We start from the raw sequence: 18,952 nt of genomic DNA on the forward strand, positions 1-18,952 counted from the left end.
CGGCTGCAGGGTGCGGCCGCGGGTCCTTCTTCAGTCCGTGAGGTCGCGGACGACGGCGTCGGCGAGCAGTCGGCCACGGTCGGTGAGGACGGCGAGCCCCGCCTCGTGCGGCGCGGCCGCCAGCAGCCCCCGGGCGACGGAGTCCGCGGCCCGCGCCCGCCCCGCCGCGCTCAGTGCGGTCAGCGGCAGCCCGTCACGCAGCCGGAGCCCGAGCATCACCGTCTCCAGCGCCTGGTCCGCAGGCGTCAGCAGCTCGCTGTCGGCGGCCGGGTGCAGACCGGCGGCCAGCCGGTCGGCGTAGGCGGCCGGGTGCTTGACGTTCCACCAGCGCAGCCCGCCGACGTGCGAGTGCGCGCCGGGCCCGATCCCCCACCAGTTCGCGTTGGCCCAGTACAGCTCGTTGTGCCGGCAGCGGGCCGCCCGGTCGCGGGCCCAGTTCGACACCTCGTACCAGCCGAGCCCAGCCGTTCCGAACGTGCGGTCGGCCATCTCGTAGCGGTCGGCCAGCACGTCGTCGTCCGGCATCGGCAGCTCGCCCCGGGCCACCCGCCGGGCCAGCCGGGTGCCCTGCTCGACGATCAGCGCATAGGCGCTGACGTGGTCGACCGGCGCGGCCAGCACGGCGTCGAGCGAGGCCTGCCAGTCGGCGTCGGTCTCCCCCGGTGCGCCGTAGATCAGGTCCAGGTTCACGTGCTCGAAGCCGGCGGCCCGGGCCTCGTGCGCAGCCTGCACCGCCCGGCCGGGGGTGTGCCGGCGGTCCAGCACGGCGAGCACGTGCTCGGCGGCGGACTGCATGCCCAGGCTGATCCGGGTGAAGCCACCGGCCCGCAGGGTGGCCAGCGACTCCGGCGTCACCGACTCGGGGTTGGCCTCGGTGGTCACCTCGACGTCGGGGGCCACGGGGAAGAGCTCACGGACGGCGTCCATGACGGCCACCAGGTCCTGCGCCGGCAGCAGCGTCGGGGTGCCGCCACCGACGAAGACCGTCTGCACCGGCGGGCGGTCGGGCCCCAGCACCTCGGCGGCCAGCCGCAGCTCGGCGATGGCGGTGCCGGCGTACTCGCTGCGGTTGGCGCCCGGGCCCAGCTCGTCGGAGGTGTAGGTGTTGAAGTCGCAGTAGCCGCAGCGTGTGGCGCAGAACGGCACGTGCACGTAGAGGCCGAACGGCGTCGTCGGCAGGCCGTCCCGGGCCGACGCCGGGAGCATCGAGGGGTCCGCGGGCAGCGCCGGGGTCTGGCCGAGGAGAGGGAGGGTCGTGGTCATCGCTGCTCCCAGTGTGACCGCCCCCGGCAAGATGGCGGCGTGACCTCCGCGACCAATGACGACCGCGTGCTCTCCGTCGACGTGTCCGCCGGCGTGGCCCGGCTGACCCTCGACTCCCCCGCCAACCGGAACGCCCTCTCCCGCGCCATGCGCGCCCAGCTCCGCGCTGCCCTCACCGAGGCCTTCGCCGACGACGCCGTGCGGGTGGTGGTGCTCGACCACACCGGCCGGGTGTTCTGCTCCGGCATGGACCTCGCCGAGGCCACCGGAGGCTCCGCCGCCGACCAGGGGGTCAACGAGTTCCCCGAGCTGCTGGAACTGATCTGGAACGCGCCGAAGCCGGTGCTCGCCGCCGTCCGCGGCCCGGCCCGTGCGGGTGGGGTGGGGCTGGCCGCGGCCTGCGACGTCGTGGTGGCCGGCGCCGCTGCCACCTTCGCGTTCACCGAGGTGCGGATCGGCGTCGTCCCGGCGGTGATCTCCGCGGTGTGCCGGCCGCGGATGCTGCCCAACGTCGTCCACCGGCTGATGCTCACCGGCGAGGTCTTCGACGCCGCGACGGCCGCGGCCGGCGGGCTGGTCGACCTGGCCGTGCCGGACGACGAGGTCGACGCCACCGTCGCCGCCCAGGTCACCGCCCTGGCCGCCGGGGCGCCGACCGCGCTGGCCGAGACGAAGCGGCTGCTGCGGTCGGGCACCGACCTGCCCGGGCAGATCCCGGCGCTGCTGCAGCTGTCGGCGCGGTTCTTCGCCGGCGAGGAGGGCCAGGAGGGCATCGCCGCCTTCCGGGAGAAGCGCCCCGCCCGCTGGGTGCCGGCCGGCGACTGACCCTGCCGACGCTCGTGCTCTGGCGCACCAGTGCAGCCAGAGCACAAGCGTGCCCAGACCCCTTGTCGCGCTGCACTCCGCGGCCGCACGCTGGGGCCGTGACCGAGCAGGCGCACCCGCGGGCCCAGTACCGGCAGCTCCCGGAGCCGGTGACCCTCGACCAGCTCGTCGAGGTGCACGACGCCGACCCACCGCTGCCGGTGGAGACGCCGGCACACGTCGACCTCCGCCAGTTGGCGGCCGGCGGCGGCCCGGTCTGAGTGGTCGGCCCGGCACCAGGTGGGCTCAGAGCACGTACGTGGCGATCAGCGGGCCGAGCTGGATGTCGGCATGTCGCTCATCGGTGACCCGCGCGAAGCGCCCCGCCCGCTGGGGGCCGGCCACCGGGTGGTCCCGGACGCTGGTGCTCTGGTGCACCAGTGCAGCCAGAGCAGCAGCGTCCGGGATCCACGTCCCACCTCACGCCGTCCGGCTGACGGAGCCGGCGACGCCCGTCCGGTGAGACGGCGGGTCAGCGCAGGCGGCGGGTGTTGTCCGGCTGGCGGACGGTGACCCCGCGGGCGTCGAGCCACTCGGCCAGCGGGACGGCGACCCGGCGGGTAGTCCCCCACGCCTTGCGCGCCTCGCTGAGCGTGAACGGCTGCGGGAGCGCCGCGAGCCTGGCCCGGGCCTGCTCGGCGACCCCCGGTGCCAGGTAGATGCCCTCGGTGATCCGCACCAGCTGCTCGTCCCGCACCGCCGCGGCCAGCTCGCGCGGCCCCAGCCCCGCGGCCACCAGGTCACCGGCCTCCGGGGCGGCGAACGGCTCCTGCACCAGCCGGGCGCGGATGCCGTCCACCGCCTGCTGCACCGCCGGGGGCAGCGCCGCAGCACCGGAGACGACCCGGCCGTCCCGCAGCGCCAGGGGCTCCCGCACCAGCGCGGGCACCAGCTCGACGTCGGGCAGCTCCAGCGCCGACCGCAGCACCGCGGTCGGCGGGCCGGGCTCCAGCGGGCGCAGCTGCCGGTAACGGGCCACCACCTGCGGCACCCGGGCGGCCAGCTCGTCGGCCAACCCCGGAGCGAGGAGCCACGGGCCGACGGCCGTGGCGTCCGCGGGCACCGGCCAGCCCATCGCCACGAAGTCCGCCCGGCGCACGAACCGCCGCCGCACCAGGTCCGCCCGCGCCCCGGCCTCACCCAGCGGCTGCTCGGCGAGCTCGGCCGCGCGGGTCCGGGCAGCGCCGCGGCGGCGCAGCTCCGGTGGGTCCACGTCGCGCACGTCGGCACCGTGCACCCGGCGGGCGCCGGGGTCGCGCAGCAGCAGCCGGTCCCCCACCCGCAGCGGCAGCTCGGTGGCCAGTCGCAGACGCAGGGCCGACCCGTCCAGCGGACGCACGCGCGCCGCGACCGTCGCCGACCCGATGTGCACGACCAGCTCCGCGGGCAGCTTCTCCTCGACCGGTCGCACCAGCGTCACGTCGAGGTCCGCGGTGCGCCGGAACGCGTCGGGGGTGAGCAGCGCGTCGCCGCGGGAGAGCTGCTCGACGGCCACCCCGCGCAGGTTGAGCGCGACCCGGGCGGTGGCCGAAGCCGCCTCGACCGGCGCACCGAGGGACTGCAGCCCGCGCACGGTCACCGGTCGCCCGCCCAGGTCCAGCCGGTCGCCGGTGGTCACCCTTCCGGCGGCCAGGGTGCCGGTCACGACGGTCCCCGCGCCCCGGATGGTGAACGCCCGGTCGATCCACAGCCGCACCGGCGCGGCCGGGTCGGGTGCGGGCAGACCGGCCAGCACCTGCTCCAGCGCAGCGGCCAGCTCAGGCAGCCCGGAACCGGACCGCGCGCTGACCGCCACGGCGGGCACCCGGCCCAACGACGTCCCGGCCAGCCGCTCGGCGGCGTCTGCGAGCACCGGTGCAGGGTCGGCGAGGTCCGACTTCGTGACGGCGAGCAGCCCGTGCCGCACCCCGAGGGCATCGAGGACGGCGACGTGCTCGGCCGTCTGCGCCGACCACCCGTCGTCCGCGGCGACCACGACCAGCGCGGCGGGCACCGAACCGACCCCGGCGAGCATGTTGCCCACGAACCGCTCGTGCCCGGGCACGTCGACGATCGCGAGCCGGCGACCGGAGGGCAGCGTCGTCCAGGCGAACCCCAGGTCGATGGTGAGCCCGCGCCGGCGCTCCTCCTCCCAGCGGTCCGGCTCCATCCCGGTCAGGGCCGTCACCAGCGTCGACTTGCCGTGGTCGACGTGGCCGGCGGTCGCCAGGACGTCCATCCGGGCAGCAGCGGTCAGCTCCACCGGCGGGCCACCTCCGTCACGGCGGTGATCAGCCGCTCGTCGTCGGCCGGGAGCAGGCTGCGCAGGTCGAGCAGGGTGCGGTCGTCGTCCAGGTGGCCGACCACCGGCGGGTCGCCGTGCCGCAGCGGCTCGGCGAACCGCGGGTCGAGCGCGACGGCGGCGCTGGGCAGCTCGAACTCCGGGGCGCCCCCACCGCCGACCCGCGCAGTCGACGGGACGGCCACCGCCTCGATCCCGCGGGCCCGCAGCGCGCCGGCCACCGCGGTGGCCCGGGCCTGCAGCACGGCCGGGTCCGCGTCCAGCATCTGCTGGACCGGCGGCACCGGGCCGCGCACCGTCGCCTCCAGGGCTGCCAGGGTCGTCTTGTCCACCCGCAGCGCCCGGTAGAGCGGGTGCCGGCGCAGCCGCTGGACCAGCGCTGCCGAGCCGAGCACGATGCCGGCCTGCGGGCCGCCGAGCAGCTTGTCGCCGCTGCACAGCACCAGGTCCGCGCCGGCGGCCAGCGTGGTCTGCAGGTCCGGCTCGTCGGGCAGCAGCGGATGCGGGCGGAGCAGCCCGCTGCCCACGTCGACGACCAGCGGCACCCCGGTGTCGGCCAGCGCGGGAGCCAGCTCCGCGACGTCGGCGGACCGGGTGAACCCGCGGACGACGAAGTTCGAGGGGTGCACCTTGAGCACCGCGCCGGTGTCCGGGCCGAGGGCGTCGGTGTAGTCGGTGAGCGAGACCCGGTTCGTCGTCCCGACCTCGCGCAGCCGCGCACCGGTGCTGACCAGCAGGTCGGGGATGCGGAAGCCGTCGCCGATCTCGACCAGCTCCCCGCGGGCGATGACCAGCTCACCGCCGAACGCGGTGGCCACCAGCGCCAGCGCGGCGGCGCAGTTGTTCACCACCAGCGCGGCCTCGGCGGCGGGCACGGCGGCCAGCAGCGCCGACAGCGCTCCCTCTCCCCGGGGACCGCGGCGGCCGGTGCCGAGGTCGAGCTCGACGTCGGTGGTGCCGCTGGCCGCCACCACCGCGGCCACGGCCGCGCTCGACAGCGGTGCCCGGCCCAGGTTGGTGTGCACGAGCACGCCGGTGGCGTTGAGCACCGGCGAGAGGCTGCTGGCGGTGCCGGGCAGCCCGGCCAGCACGGCGGCGACGACGCCGTCCGGCGACAGCTCGCCCTCCCGGACGCGCTGCTGCGCGACCTGGACGGCGCGCTTCACCAGTTCCCGGCCCAGTCGCTGCACCGCAGCGGCGACGGCGGGGTCGGCGAGCACCGCGTCGGTCCGGGGCACCCGCCGGCGCGGGTCGGTGGTCGCGGCGGTGGTCGTGGCGTCCGTGGTCATCGCGGCCGAGCGTAGGTGGCCGTCGCGGAGCCGGCCCGAGGGCCGGCTCCGCGGAGCGGCTGGCGGAGACGGACGGGAATCGAACCCGCCTGACCGAGTTGCTCGGCCACGTCGGCTTTAGAGGCCGCGGGGGCCACCAGACACCCTGACGTCTCCACCGCCGACCTTACGTCCCGGCGGCTGCACCGGCAGGTCCCACCCGTCCGGCGGGACCCGGCGGTCAGTCCGCCAGCCGGACCCCGTCGCTGCCGAAGAGGTGGACGTGGTCGGCCCGCGGCACGACGTGGACCCGCTCCCCCCGGCGGGGTGGCTGCCGGCCGTCGACGCGGACGGTGACCAGGGACTCGGTTCCCCCCTGGGTGAGCCGGCCGTAGACGTAGGCGTCGGCGCCCAGTTCCTCGACGACGTCGACCTCGACCGCGGCCCCCGAATCGGAGAGGTCGAAGTCCTCCGGGCGGACACCCAGGGTCATCGTGTCGCCGGCGTTGGCGGCCAGGACCTCCCGCGCCACCGGGTGGACCCGGTCGCCGAAGCGGACGCCCCCGTCGGTCACCGGCACCTCGAAGAGGTTCATCGCCGGGGAGCCGATGAAGCCCGCGACGAAGACGTTGGCCGGCCGGTCGTACAGCTCGCGGGGAGCACCGACCTGCATGAGCTCGCCGTCCTTGAGCACCGCGACCCGGTCGCCCATCGTCATCGCCTCGACCTGGTCGTGGGTGACGTAGACGGTGGTGATGCCCAGCCGGCGCTGCAGCGAGGCGATCTGGGTGCGGGTCTGCACCCGGAGCTTGGCGTCCAGGTTGGACAGCGGCTCGTCCATCAGGAAGACCTTGGGCTTGCGCACGATGGCCCGGCCCATGGCGACCCGCTGTCGCTGGCCACCGGAGAGCGCCTTGGGCTTGCGGTCCAGGTAGGGCTCGAGGTCCAGCAGCCTGGCCGCCTCCTCGACCCGGGCGCGGCGTTCCTCCTTGCCCATCCCGGCGATCTTCAGCGCGAAGCCCATGTTCTCGGCGACGGTCATGTGCGGGTAGAGCGCGTAGTTCTGGAACACCATCGCGATGTCCCGGTCCTTCGGCTCGACGTCGGTGACGTCCTTGCCGTCGATGAGGATGCGCCCTTCGTCGACCTGCTCCAGGCCGGCGAGCATCCGCAGGGACGTGGACTTCCCGCAGCCGGAGGGCCCGACCAGGATCAGGAACTCCCCGTCGGCCACGGTCAGGTCGAGCGAGTCGACCGCCAGCCGATCGGAGCCGGCGTAGGCACAGGTCGCTCGCTCATAGGTGACGGTCGCCATCGGGCGCACTCCTGGTGGTCGGGGATGCCGGGGATCCGGGCAGGGCGGACGAGGGAGAGGTGATCGGGTGCTCGGCGGGCGGGGCCGCTGAGCAGGCGGGCCGGGGGTCAGCCAAGGGAGACCGCCGTCCAGGACACCGGGGGCAGCTCGATGGTGAGGACGCCGTCCTGCAGGTGGGCGCTCTTGTTCGCCACCGGGGCGACCCGGGTCGGCTCGGCCAGGGTGTTGACCGCGTAGGGGTCGTCGTCGTTCAGGGTGTGCGTCTCCAGGACGCGCACGTCGCCGAGGCTGCGGGCGTCGACGGTCACCGTCGTCGGCCCCTCGATCGCCCGGTTGACCAGGAAGACCGCCGTGGCGCCGGTCTCCGGGTCGTGGGTGGCGACCGCGTCGACCAGGGGGACGTCGCCGTGCTCGGTCGTCCGGTACGTCTCGCTCGACAGCTCGACGCGCAGCGCGGTGCCCCGGGCCAGGCGGGAGGTCAGCGCGAAGGGGAAGAACGTCGTCTGCCGCCAGGCCGGGCCACCGGGCTCGGTCATGATCGGCGCGATGACGTTGACCAGCTGCGCCAGGCTGGCGGAGGTGACCCGGTCGGCGTGCTTGAGCAGCGAGATGAGCAGGCTGCCGACGACGACGGCGTCGGCGACGTGGTAGGCGTCCTCGAGCAGCCGGGGTGCGTAGGGCCACTTCTCGATGTCGGTGATCTGGTCCTCGGCGTGGAAGCGCTCCTGGTACCAGACGTTCCACTCGTCGAAGGCGATGTTGATCGTCTTGGCGCTGCGCAGCTCCGCCTTGACGTGGTCGGCGGTGGCGACGACGGACTCGATGAAGTGGTCCATGTCGACGGCCGAGGCGAGGAAGCCGGCCAGGTCGCCGTTGCGCTCGGCGTAGTAGGCGTGGCAGGAGATGAAGTCGACGTCCTCGTACGTGTGCTCCAGCACGGTGCGCTCCCACGCCCCGAACGTCGGCATGGCGGAGTTGGAGCTGCCGCAGACCACGAGCTCGACCGACGGGTCCAGCTGGCGCATGGCCTTGGCGGCCTGGGCGGCGACCTTCCCGTAGTCCTCCGCGCTGCGGTGCCCCAGCTGCCACGGGCCGTCCATCTCGTTGCCCAGGCACCACATCTTCACGCCGAAGGGCTCCGTGGTGCCGTCGGCGATCCGCTGGTCCGACAGGGCCGACCCGGACCGGACGTTGCTGTACTCGAGGAGGTCGAGGGCCTCCAGCACACCGCGGGTGCCGAGGTTGACCGCCAGCATCAGCTCGCTGCCCGCCTTGTCGTTCCAGCGGGCGAACTCGTGCAGGCCGACCTGGTTGGTCTCCAGCGAGTGCCACGCCAGGTCCAGGCGCTTCGGCCGGTCCTCCCGGGGCCCGACGCCGTCCTCCCACCGGTAGCCGGAGACGAAGTTGCCGCCGGGGTAGCGGATCGTCGAGACCCCGAGCTCGCGGACCAGCTCCAGCACGTCGGTCCGGAAGCCCTCCTCGTCGGCCGTGGGGTGGCCGGGCTCGTAGAGGCCGTCGTAGACGCAGCGGCCCAGGTGCTCCACGAAGGAGCCGAAGACCCGTCGGTGGACGGCTCCGATCGTGAAGCGGGGGTCGAGCGTCAGCTGTGCGGTGGACATGGGGGTTCCTCAACGTGGGAGCGGCCGGGCCGCGCGGTGGGGTGACGGGCCTGGAGCAGGCACGCCAGAGGGAGGGGGCGCGCAGCACGGGGACGTGCCGCGCCGGCCGTGGCCCGGCGCCGGTGGCGGGCCACCGGGGGGATTACTTGAGGCTGCCGATGGACAGGCCGCCCTGCCAGTACCTCTGCAGGCCGAGGAAGGCGGCGATCAGCGGGATGATCGACACGAGGGACCCGACGACGATCAGCGTGTAGAGCGAGACGCCGCCGCCGTTGTTGGCCCCGGCGAGCCCCTGCCAGAGGTTGATCCCGACGGTGATCGGGAAGAGCTCGGAGTCCGACAGGACGGCGAGGGGCAGGAAGTAGTTGTTCCAGGTGCCCACGACCGACAGCAGCAGCACCGTCACGATCGCCGGGCGCATGAGGGGCAGCGCGACCTGGAAGAACGTCCGGAACTCCCCCGCGCCGTCCATCCGGGCCGCGTCCAGCAGCTCGTCGGGCACGCCGTCGGCGGTGTAGACGCGCATCAGGTAGACGCCGAACGGGCTGAGCATCGACGGCAGGATCACCGCCCACGGGGTGTTGGTGAGCTCGACCTCCGACAGCATCACGAACGTGGGGATGACCAGCGCGGTCATCGGCACCATCACCGCGCCGAGCAGCAGCGCGAAGGAGATCCGCCGGCCCGGGAAGTCGAACTTGGCGAACGCGTACCCGGCGAGCACGGCCAGGACGGTGGCCCCGATGCCGCCGCCGAAGGCGTAGAGCAGCGAGTTGCCCAGCCACCTGAGGTAGATGCCGTCGTTGTAGGTGAACAGCGTCGAGAGGTTGTCGAAGAGGGCGAACTCCTCCCCGAACCACAGGGCACCGTTCGGCGAGTTGAACAGCCCACCGGGGCTCTTGGTGCTGGCCACCACGAGGAACCACAGCGGCAGCACGAAGTAGAGGACGAGGAAGGCGAGGAACAGGTGCGAGCCGGTACGACGCCGACGCGGGCGTCGGGCACGGCGGCCCTCCCGGAGGGCGTGGACCGCGTCGTCGGCGCGGACGGAGGTGGACAGGACGCTCACTTGAGGAACCCCCCACGCTTGCGGGTCAGGAAGAGGAAGAGGTAGACGCCGATGAACACCACGATGCCCAGGGCGAAGGAGATGGCCGAGGCGTAGTTGAACTGGGCGAACCGGAACGCCAGGTTGAAGGCGTAGACGTTCGGGGTGATGTCGGTGGTGATCGACCCGTTGGAGATCGGCAGCAGCACCTGTGGCTCGGTGAAGAACTGCAGGGTGCCGATGACGGCGAACACCAGGATCAGGACCAGCGCCGAGCTGATCATCGGGATCTTGATCCGGGTGGCGATCTGCCAGGCCTTCGCGCCGTCCATCCGGGCCGCCTCGTAGATGGCCGGGTCGATCCCCTGCAGCGCCGCGTAGATGATGATCATGTAGTAGCCGGCCCACTGCCAGGTCACCACGTTGGTCAGCCCGTAGAACAGGTTGTCCGGGCTCAGCAGGAACGGTGCGCTCTCCCCGAACAGCTGCTCCAGCGGCCCGAAGTTCGGGCTGTACAGGAAGCCCCACAGCACCGCACCGATGACGGCGGGGATCGCGTAGGGGATGAAGATCATCAGCCGGGAGAACTTGGCGAAGCGGCTGGTGAGCGAGTCGAGCACCAGGGCGGCGATCAGGGCGACCAGCATCTGGGCCGGGATGACCACGACGGCGAAGCGCACGACGAACCAGACACCGGACAGGAACGCCGGGTCGGTGAAGGCCCGGCTGTAGTTCGCCAGACCGGCGAACTCCTCGCCCGTGGCCAGCCCGTTGGTGAAGAGGCTGAGGTAGAAGGCGTACAGCAGCGGGCCGACCAGGAACAGCAGGAAGACCACGGCGAACGGGGCCAGGAACAGCCAGCCCACCATCCGGTTGCCGCGCTTCTTGCGCCGGGCCGTACCCCGGCGTCCGGTGGCCGACGTGGCGCCTGCCGGCGGAGACACCGGCCGCTCTGCCGTGTCCAGCGTTGCCATCACCGTCTCGCTCTCGTTCGTCCTGGGGAGGTGGGGGTGTCCGGTCCCGGAGGGGGTGCTGCGCCCCCTCCGGGACCGGACGGAGTCGTCCGGCTGGGCCGACGGCCTCAGTTGAGCGTGAAGCCCTGCTGCTCGGCGTAGGCCTCCATCTCGGCCTGCAGGTCGTCCAGCGCCTCCGAGCCGGTCTTCTCACCGGCGTTGATGGCGGCGATCTCCTCGGTGAACTGGGCGTAGAACGTGGTGCCGAAGGGGCTGTAGGTCGACCCCTCGTAGGCGTTCGCCGCCGGGATGTAGACGTCCTTGTTGGCCGTCTGGCCGGCGAAGAACTCCGACTCGTGGTCGATGAACTCCTGCGAGTTCAGCACCGACTGGTTCAGCGGGAAGATCGTCTGCGACGTCCACCCGTCGGTCAGCGACGGCTCGTCTGCGTAGAGCTCCTTCGCGACCTGCGCGGCCAGCTCCGGGTCCTCCGCCTGGCTGGTCACCGCGAGGACCGAACCACCCCAGTTGACCGAGACGGGGTTGGCCGGGTCCCACTGCGGCAGCGGGGCGACGCGCCAGGTGCCCGCGTCCGCGCCCTCACCCGCACCGGCGCCGGTCAGGTAGCCGGGGGCCCAGGCGGCGGAGATGTAGGTGGCGTAGTCGCCGTTGATCGCACCGGAGATGTACTCGGTGGTGAACTGGTCCTGGGTGCCGATGAGCCCGTCCTCGACCAGGCCGGCCCAGTAGTCCAGCACCTCCTTGCTCTCCGGGCTGTTGAGGTCGATCTCCAGCTCGGTCGGGTTCGCCGAGTCGTAGGTCCACGGCTCCGCGCCGTTCTGCTGCATCAGCGCCACGGTGGGGGCGGGGACGTTCGCCGGGAGGTCGCCCATCAGCGGCCCACCGGCCGCCTTCAGCGTCTCCGCCGCGGCCCGGTACTCGTCCCAGGTGGTGGGCGGGGTGATGCCGTACTGGTCGAAGATGTCCTGGCGGTACATCATCGCCATCGGGCCACCGTCGATCGGGATGCCGTACACCGCGTCGCCGCTGGAGACGTCGCGCCAGGCACCCTCGCCGAAGTTGCCCTCGACCTCGCTGGCGCCGTACTCGCTCAGGTCGACCAGCGCCTCCTGGAGGGCGAAGACCGGGACGGTGTCGGTCTCCAGCATGATCACGTCCGGGGCGCCGCGGCCGGCCGAGACGGCGGTCTGGAACTTGGCGTACTCGTCGGCCCCCTGGCCGGCGTTGGTGAGACAGACCTGCACGTCGGTGTGGGTGTCGTTGAAGTTCTCCACCACCGTCTTCATGTTCGGGTACCACGCCCACACGGAGACGACCGGCGCCTCCTCGTTGGCGATCGGCACGCTGCACGACCCACCGCCGCCGCCACTGGCTGCGGCCTCGCCGTCCCCGCCGCCGCCACAGGCGGTGAGGCCGGTCATGACGGTCCCCGCACCGAACAGTGCGGTCATGATCTTCTTGTTCACGGGAGGTCCCTCTCGGAGTGACGGCCACGGACGCCGTCGTCGGTGGCTGGAGCCGGCTGCACGTTCGACTCCCGGCGGAGCGAGGTGCGGCGAGCTGCAGTGGGCGAGGGTGTCGCCCAGCGCCGCGCGCAGGTTCGCCCGGTCGCTGGGTGGTGACCGGGAGCAGACGCCGGAGCGCCGCACACGTTGGCGACTGTGCCCTGGAGCACGTTCTACAACGTTGTGAAGAGCAATGTGGCCCATCCCACGACCGGTGTCAAGAGGCTCTTCGCAACGCGCCGACGGGGCAGGCGGAGGCGCCGCAGGACTGCCCGAGCGACCGGCTCGAGGGCTCACCCCGGGGACGGCGCCCGCGACCGACGCCCGGCGATCGAGGCCTCAGGTGGACTCGCGCTGGACGATCGAGTAGCCCACTTCCACGTGCTGCGGGGCGATGCCCCGGTCGGCGATCCGCTGCACGACCGCCTCGACGGCCCGCTCGGCGATCTCCCGGCGGCCCGGGTCGACGGTGGTGAGCGTCGGCTGGGAGAACATGCCGTCGTCGGTGTTGTCGAAGCCGATCACCGCGACGTCGTCGGGGACCCGCCGGCCGGCCGCGATCAGGGCGTGCATGGCACCCAGGGCGAGGGTGTCGTTGAAGGCGAACACGGCGTCGAAGTCCACCCCCGAGGCGATCAGCGCCTGCGCCGCCTCGGCACCCTCCCGCCGGTGCCACAGCTCCGCCGGGCCCAGCAGCCGCTCGTCGAACGGGATGCCCGCCGCGTCCAGCGCCGCCCGGTACCCCTGCAGGCGCAGCCCGGCCGAGCCGATCACCTCGCCGGGGTGGGACCCGACGACCGCGATGCGCCGGCGACCGCGGGCGAGGAGGTGCTCGGTGGCGGCCCGCGCGGCCGCCACGTTCTGCATGGTCACGTGGTCGACCGAGGGGTGGAAGATGCGTTCCCCGAGGAGCACCAGCGGGGTGTCGATCTCAACCAGCGAGGCGTCCTCGGCGCTGAGCCCCAGCGGGCTGAACAGCAGCCCGTCCACCATCCGGAGCCGGGCGCTGCCGAGCAGGTCGAGCTCCCGCTTGCGGTCCCGGTTGGTCTGCTCGATGAGCACGACCAGGCCCCGGCGCTCGGCCGCCCGGATGACCTCGTCGGCGAGCTCGGCGAAGTACGGCAACCGCAGCTCGGGGACGGCGAGGCTGATCGCGTCGCTGCGACCCGACCGGAGGCTGCGCGCCGACAGGTTCGGCTGGTACCCCAGCTCCGCGATGGCCTCCTGCACGCGCTGCCGGGTGCTGGGGCGGACGTGCGGGTAGTCGTTCACCACGTTCGACACCGTCTTGAAGGAGACCCCCGCAAGGCGGGCCACGTCGTGCAGCGTGGCGACCACGAACCCGCTCCTCCCGTCGCGACCAGGCGCTCCGGCGCTGACTCGGCAGGTCCGGGGTGGTCCCGGCCGCACTGGTCCTCCGGAGACTGCCACAGCGCGGAACCCCCGGGGCGCCTGGACGAGTCGTCCCACACACCCGGGTGACCACACCAGGCCGGACAGCGGCCTAGATTCGACGACCGTGACCGCCACTGCACCGCCCGTCCGGCTGACCCAGTACGCGCACGGTGGCGGCTGCGCCTGCAAGATCCCGCCCGGCGAGCTCGAGGCGGTCGTCGCCGGGCTCACCGCCACCGGCCCGGACCACCCCGCGGCCGAGCTGGTCGTCGGCCTGGACGACGGGGACGACGCCGCCGTGGTGCGGATCGCCGGCGGCCAAGGGCTGGTCCTCACCACCGACTTCTTCACCCCCGTGGTCGACGACGCGTACACCTTCGGCCGGATCGCCGCGGCCAACGCGCTCTCCGACGTCTACGCGATGGGCGGCACCCCGGTCATGGCCGTGAACCTGCTCGGCTGGCCGCGGGACGTGCTCCCGGCCGAGCTGGCCGCGGAGGTGCTGCGCGGCGGGCTGGAGGTCGCGCACGCGGCGGGCTGCCACGTCGGCGGCGGCCACTCCATCGACGACCCCGAGCCGAAGTACGGCATGGCGGTCACCGGCCTGGTCGACCTGGACCGGCTGATCCGCAACGACGCCGCCGTCGCGGGGACGGCGCTGTCGCTGACCAAGCCGCTGGGCGTGGGCGTGCTGAACAGCCGGCACAAGAACACCGGCGAGGTGTCGGCCGAGGCAGTGGCCTCGATGACCGCGCTCAACGCCGAGGCGTCGGTGGCCGCCGTCGCCGCCGGGATCCGGGCGGGCACCGACGTCACCGGCTTCGGCCTGCTCGGCCACCTGTACAAGATGGCCCGCGCCAGCGGGGTGACCGCGGTGGTCGACGCCGCCGCCGTCCCCTACCTGACCGGGGCCCGGCAGGCGCTGGCCGACGGCTGGGTCTCCGGCGGCACCCGGCGGAACCTGGACTGGGTGCGCCCGCACGCCGACCTGTCCGCGGTCAGCGACGACGAGGCGCTCCTGCTCGCCGACGCCCAGACCTCCGGCGGGCTGCTGCTCGGCGGCGAGGTGCCCGGCGCCCCGGTGATCGGTGAGTTCGTCGCCCAGCAGGAGTTCGCCGTCGTCGTCCGCTGACCTCCAGGGCGCCAGCGTGTCCCCGGCGACGCGCCGGGCGACCGGTCACTCCCGCGCCGGACGACGTCCCCGACCGGCCTCGACCGCTGCATCCTCCCGGCGGGCCCGCGGCCGCGACGAGGCGGCCGGCTGATCGACCGGCCCGTCGAGAGGACAGGTCATGCGGACGACGACACGATCCTGGATCTGCGGCAGCACCGGGCTGGCGCTGCTCCTGCTGGGCGCCGGCCCGGCCGCGGCGTCGCCGCCCGGCCAGGACTCCGGGAGCGGGCCGCCGGCCAGTGCCATCGGCTACGCCACCGCGCTGCTGTACGGCGAGAACCGGACCGGCGAGGGCGGCGCGGAGAGCCTGTTCGAGGCCTACGCACCGGCCGGCGTGCCGGCGTTCGCCCGGGGCGAGGTGTTCATCGGGGGCTACGAGTGCCTCACCGAGGGCTCGGTGCCGGCGCAGGTGACCGGGCTGCAGTCCGCACGGGCCACCGGCTGGCTCCGCTACGACTGCGGCTCCGCCGAGGGCACGGTCCGGGGGTACGCCATCGTGCACCTGTCCTGGACGGGACAGGGCGAGGTCACCGAGCAGTCCTGGACCGACGAGATGGGCTGCACCGTCACCCTGCAGGTCCGCCCGGCCCGGGTGACCGGCGGCATGCTCGCCGTGGTGCCCGGCGTCGGGTCGGCGGTGCTCACGCTCAACGCGCCGGCCGACGCCGACATCCGGCAGGAACGGGTCACCTGCTGAGCGGACCGCCCCGCGAGGGGCGGGGGTGACCCGCGTCGCAGCGGCGGCGGCACTCGGTTAGCGTCCGCTCATGCTCGCTGCCTTCGTCGCCACCCCCGCCCCCGAGGACCCGCTCTCCGTGCTGGAGGTCGGTGACCGGCCAGAGCCCGAGGCCCCCGAGGGCTGGACGACGGTCCAGGTGAAGGCCGTCTCGCTAAACCACCACGACCTGTTCAGCCTCCAGGGCATCGGCCTGCCGCAGGAGCGGATGCCGATGATCCTGGGCACCGACGCGGCCGGCACCGACCCGGACGGCAACGAGGTCGTGGTGCACGGCGTCGTCGCCAGCCCGGGCTGGACCGGTGACGAGACGATGGACCCGAAGCGGTCGCTGTTCTCCGAGGTGCACCAGGGGACGATGGCCGAGCGGGTCGTCGTCCCGAAGCGGAACGTCGTCCCCAAGCCGGCCGAGCTCTCCTTCGCCGAGGCGGCGTGCCTGCCCACCGCCTGGCTGACCGCCTACCGGATGCTGTTCGTCCGCTCCGGGCTGCGGCCCGGGTCGACGGTCCTCGTGCAGGGGGCCAGTGGCGGCGTGGCCACGGCGCTGATCAAGCTCGGCAGCGCAGCCGGCTACCGGATCTGGGTCACCGGCCGCAGCGAGGGGAAGCGGGCGGCGGCGCTCGCGCTGGGCGCGGACCAGGCGTTCGAGACCGGCGCCCGGCTGCCCGAGCGGGTGGACGGCGTGATGGAGACCGTCGGTGAGGCCACCTGGTCGCACAGCATCAAGTCGCTCAAGCCCGGCGGCGTGGTGGTGACCTGCGGGGCGACCACCGGCTTCAACCCCGGCGCCGAGCTGAACCGGGTGTTCTTCACCCAGCTGTCGGTGATCGGCTCGACGATGGGCACCCGGGACGAGCTCGACGACCTGATCCAGATGTGCCGGATCACCGGGGTGCGGCCGCAGATCGACGTGGAGCTGCCGCTGTCGGAGGCCCGGGACGGCTTCGCGCGGATGCTCGAGGGCCGCACCGCCGGGAAGATCGTCTTCACGATCTGACCGGTCAGGCCCGGGCGGCGACCCGCTTGTCGATCTTGGCGGCCAGCGCCGGCTGGGCCCTCGTCGGCAGGTACCGGACGACCGGTACCAGCTCGGGCAGCCGCGACTTCTGGGTCATCACGATCCGGAAGGCGGTCTCCACGGTGATCCCGTGGTCGGGACGGGACACGACCTGGACCTCGTCCCCCGCACCGAGCTCACCGGTCTGCAGCACCCGCAGGTACGCACCGGTGGCGCCGTGCGCGGCGAACCGCTTCACCAGGTCGGGCACGCCCCAGAACCGGGCGAAGTTGGCGCACGGGGTGCGCCAGGCGGTCACCTGGAGGAGCGCCGTCCCGACCTGCCACTGCTCGCCGAGGACGGCGTTGCGCAGGTCGAGCCCGGTGGTGCGCAGGTTCTCCCCGAAGCGCCCTGGCGGCAGCTCCCGGCCGAGCTCGGCCTCCCACCAGTCGGCGTCGGCCTGGGCGTAGGCGTAGACCGCCTGGCCCTCGCCGCCGTGGTGCTTCTTGTTGACCTGGACGTCGCCGTCCAGCCCCAGCTCGCCGACGGCGACCCGGCCGGCCACCGGCGCCTTGTCGATGCCGCTGCGGTCGGGGCGCCGGCCGGGCAGCGGCAGCAGGTCGGCGCCGGAGACACAGACCGCGGTGACGCGCCCGCTCACTTCGGCTTGGCGGCCGTCGACTCGTTGGTGGAGAGCGCGGCCACGAAGGCCTCCTGGGGGACCTCGACGCGGCCGACCATCTTCATCCGCTTCTTGCCCTCCTTCTGCTTCTCCAGCAGCTTGCGCTTGCGGCTGATGTCACCGCCGTAGCACTTGGCCAGCACGTCCTTGCGGATGGCGCGGACGGTCTCGCGGGCGATCACCCGGGCGCCGACGGCGGCCTGGATCGGCACCTCGAACTGCTGGCGCGGGATGAGCTCACGGAGCTTGCCGGCCATCAGCACGCCGTAGCTGTAGGCCTTGTCGGCGTGCACGATCGCGGAGAAGGCGTCGACGGCCTCGCCCTGCAGCAGGATGTCGACCTTCACCAGCTTCGACTCCTGCTCACCGGCCTCGGCGTAGTCCAGCGAGGCGTAGCCGCGGGTGCGCGACTTCAGCGCGTCGAAGAAGTCGAAGATGATCTCGCCGAGCGGCAACGTGTAGCGCAGCTCGACCCGGGACTCCGACAGGTAGTCCATGCCACCGAGCTGGCCGCGGCGGCCCTGGCAGAGCTCCATGATCACGCCGGTGTAGTCGCTCGGCGCGATGATCGTGGCCTTGACGATCGGCTCGTAGATCGTGCCCAGCTTGCCGCCCGGCCAGTCGCTCGGGTTGGTCACCGTGATCTCGGAGCCGTCCTCCATGACCACCCGGTACACGACGTTGGGTGCGGTGGAGATCAGGCTGATGCCCGCCTCGCGCTCCAGCCGCTCGCGGACGATCTCCAGGTGCAGCAGGCCCAGGAAGCCGACCCGGAAGCCGAAGCCCAGGGCCGCCGACGTCTCCGGCTCGTAGGTCAGCGCGGCGTCGTTGAGCAGCAGCTTGTCCAGTGCCTCCCGCAGCAGCGGGTAGTCGCTGCCGTCGATCGGGTAGAGCCCGGAGTAGACCATCGGCTTCGGGTCGCGGTAGCCGCCGATCGACTCGGCTGCCGGCTTGTGCTGGAGGGTGACGGTGTCACCGACGCGGGACTGACGGACGTCCTTCACCCCGGTGATGAAGTAGCCGACCTCGCCGATGCCCAGGCTCGCGACCTGCTTGGGCTCCGGGGCGATGACGCCGATCTCCAGCAGCTCGTGCGTGGCGCCCGTCGACATCATCTTGATCTTGTCGCGCGCGGAGATCCGGCCGTCGACGACGCGCACGTAGGTGATGACGCCGCGGTAGATGTCGTAGACCGAGTCGAAGATCATCGCCCGGGCGGGGCCGTCGGCGTCGCCGGTCGGCGCGGGGATCTCCTGCACGATCCGGTCGAGCAGCTCAGGCACGCCCTGCCCGGTCTTGCCGCTGACCCGCAGCACGTCGTCGGGGTCGCAACCGATGATGTGCGCGATCTCCGCGGCGTACTTCTCCGGCTGCGCCGCGGGCAGGTCGATCTTGTTGAGCACCGGGATGATCGTGAGGTCGTTCTCCAGCGCCAGGTAGAGGTTCGCCAGCGTCTGGGCCTCGATGCCCTGAGCGGCGTCGACGAGCAGGACGGCGCCCTCACAGGCGGCCAGCGAGCGGGACACCTCGTAGGTGAAGTCGACGTGGCCCGGGGTGTCGATCATGTCGAGCACGAACTCGGTGCCGGTGTCGTCGCCGGTGCGGGGCGTCCAGGGCAGGCGGACGTTCTGCGCCTTGATGGTGATGCCGCGCTCGCGCTCGATGTCCATCCGGTCGAGGTACTGGGCGCGCATGTTGCGCCCCTCGACGAGCCCGGTCACCTCGAGCATCCGGTCGGCCAGCGTCGACTTGCCGTGGTCGATGTGGGCGATGATGCAGAAGTTCCGGATCCGGGCGGGATCGGTGGAGGCAGGAGTCGTCACAGTGCGCC

The 18,952-nt window shown here is 73.0% G+C and carries 17 protein-coding genes and 1 tRNA gene; 5 read left to right on the top strand and 13 right to left on the bottom strand.

Annotated elements, in window-relative coordinates; genetic code table 11:
- Positions 1–30 precede the first annotated feature (30 nt).
- Positions 31–1,263: a radical SAM family heme chaperone HemW gene (gene hemW, locus O2W15_RS00095; RefSeq protein WP_269177905.1), complete on the bottom strand. Its 1,233-nt coding sequence runs from the start codon at positions 1,261–1,263 to the stop codon at positions 31–33.
- 39 nt (positions 1,264–1,302) lie between these two features.
- Here hemW and O2W15_RS00100 point away from each other — a divergent pair, with 39 nt between their 5' ends.
- Both O2W15_RS00100 and O2W15_RS00105 read left to right on the top strand, forming a co-directional pair.
- Complete coding sequence (locus O2W15_RS00100) at positions 1,303–2,088, top strand: enoyl-CoA hydratase-related protein (RefSeq protein WP_269177906.1); 786 nt, start codon at positions 1,303–1,305, stop codon at positions 2,086–2,088.
- A 98-nt stretch (positions 2,089–2,186) separates the two neighbouring features.
- Positions 2,187–2,348: a hypothetical protein gene (locus O2W15_RS00105; protein ID WP_269177907.1), complete on the top strand. Its 162-nt coding sequence runs from the start codon at positions 2,187–2,189 to the stop codon at positions 2,346–2,348.
- Between the two features lie 25 nt (positions 2,349–2,373).
- On the opposite strand, the gene O2W15_RS00110 is transcribed toward O2W15_RS00105, so the two are convergent.
- The 10 genes from O2W15_RS00110 to O2W15_RS00155 form a co-directional block, all read right to left on the bottom strand.
- The gene (locus O2W15_RS00110) at positions 2,374–2,505 is read right to left on the bottom strand and encodes a hypothetical protein (protein ID WP_269177908.1); all 132 of its coding nucleotides are present in this window, start codon (positions 2,503–2,505) and stop codon (positions 2,374–2,376) included.
- Between the two features lie 94 nt (positions 2,506–2,599).
- Positions 2,600–4,369 carry a selenocysteine-specific translation elongation factor gene (gene selB, locus O2W15_RS00115; RefSeq protein WP_269177909.1) on the bottom strand — a complete coding sequence of 590 codons (1,770 nt, stop codon included), beginning with the start codon at positions 4,367–4,369 and terminating at the stop codon, positions 2,600–2,602.
- Positions 4,360–5,697: an L-seryl-tRNA(Sec) selenium transferase gene (gene selA, locus O2W15_RS00120; protein ID WP_269177910.1), complete on the bottom strand. Its 1,338-nt coding sequence runs from the start codon at positions 5,695–5,697 to the stop codon at positions 4,360–4,362. Before selA ends, selB begins: the two co-directional genes overlap by 10 nt.
- A gap of 60 nt (positions 5,698–5,757) precedes the next feature.
- Positions 5,758–5,853, bottom strand: a tRNA-OTHER gene (locus O2W15_RS00125).
- Between the two features lie 64 nt (positions 5,854–5,917).
- Entirely contained in the window at positions 5,918–6,991 is a 1,074-nt protein-coding gene (locus tag O2W15_RS00130; protein WP_269177911.1) for an ABC transporter ATP-binding protein, read from the bottom strand.
- Positions 6,992–7,098: 107 nt separating this feature from the next.
- A complete protein-coding gene (arfA, locus tag O2W15_RS00135) occupies positions 7,099–8,610 on the bottom strand; it encodes an arabinosylfuranosidase ArfA (RefSeq protein ID WP_269177912.1) in 1,512 nt (503 codons plus the stop codon).
- Between the two features lie 142 nt (positions 8,611–8,752).
- Positions 8,753–9,679 (bottom strand): carbohydrate ABC transporter permease, encoded by a 927-nt coding sequence (locus O2W15_RS00140; protein WP_269177913.1) that lies wholly within the window; start codon positions 9,677–9,679, stop codon positions 8,753–8,755.
- A complete protein-coding gene (locus tag O2W15_RS00145) occupies positions 9,676–10,632 on the bottom strand; it encodes a carbohydrate ABC transporter permease (protein WP_269177914.1) in 957 nt (318 codons plus the stop codon). The genes O2W15_RS00140 and O2W15_RS00145 overlap by 4 nt, the downstream gene beginning before the upstream one ends.
- Positions 10,633–10,739: 107 nt before the next feature.
- The gene (locus tag O2W15_RS00150) at positions 10,740–12,098 is read right to left on the bottom strand and encodes an extracellular solute-binding protein (RefSeq protein ID WP_269177915.1); all 1,359 of its coding nucleotides are present in this window, start codon (positions 12,096–12,098) and stop codon (positions 10,740–10,742) included.
- Positions 12,099–12,476: 378 nt separating this feature from the next.
- Positions 12,477–13,475, bottom strand: a complete 999-nt coding sequence (locus tag O2W15_RS00155) for a LacI family DNA-binding transcriptional regulator (protein WP_269161951.1) — start codon at positions 13,473–13,475, stop codon at positions 12,477–12,479.
- A gap of 181 nt (positions 13,476–13,656) precedes the next feature.
- Here O2W15_RS00155 and selD point away from each other — a divergent pair, with 181 nt between their 5' ends.
- The 3 genes from selD (at position 13,657) to O2W15_RS00170 (ending at position 16,439) form a co-directional block, all read left to right on the top strand.
- Complete coding sequence (selD, locus tag O2W15_RS00160; RefSeq protein WP_269177916.1) at positions 13,657–14,664, top strand: selenide, water dikinase SelD; 1,008 nt, start codon at positions 13,657–13,659, stop codon at positions 14,662–14,664.
- Positions 14,665–14,824: 160 nt separating this feature from the next.
- Positions 14,825–15,403, top strand: coding sequence for a hypothetical protein (locus O2W15_RS00165; protein WP_269177917.1), 579 nt, complete (start codon positions 14,825–14,827; stop codon positions 15,401–15,403).
- A gap of 70 nt (positions 15,404–15,473) precedes the next feature.
- Complete coding sequence (locus O2W15_RS00170; RefSeq protein ID WP_269177918.1) at positions 15,474–16,439, top strand: zinc-binding dehydrogenase; 966 nt, start codon at positions 15,474–15,476, stop codon at positions 16,437–16,439.
- A 4-nt stretch (positions 16,440–16,443) separates the two neighbouring features.
- On the opposite strand, the gene O2W15_RS00175 is transcribed toward O2W15_RS00170, so the two are convergent.
- Both O2W15_RS00175 and lepA read right to left on the bottom strand, forming a co-directional pair.
- Positions 16,444–17,100, bottom strand: coding sequence for an MOSC domain-containing protein (locus O2W15_RS00175; RefSeq protein WP_269177919.1), 657 nt, complete (start codon positions 17,098–17,100; stop codon positions 16,444–16,446).
- Positions 17,097–18,944, bottom strand: a complete 1,848-nt coding sequence (gene lepA, locus O2W15_RS00180; protein WP_269161946.1) for a translation elongation factor 4 — start codon at positions 18,942–18,944, stop codon at positions 17,097–17,099. Before lepA ends, O2W15_RS00175 begins: the two co-directional genes overlap by 4 nt.
- Between the last annotated feature and the right edge of the window lie 8 nt (positions 18,945–18,952).

The sequence above is a fragment of the Modestobacter sp. VKM Ac-2979 genome, from assembly GCF_026967995.1.
Taxonomy (GTDB): domain Bacteria; phylum Actinomycetota; class Actinomycetes; order Mycobacteriales; family Geodermatophilaceae; genus Modestobacter.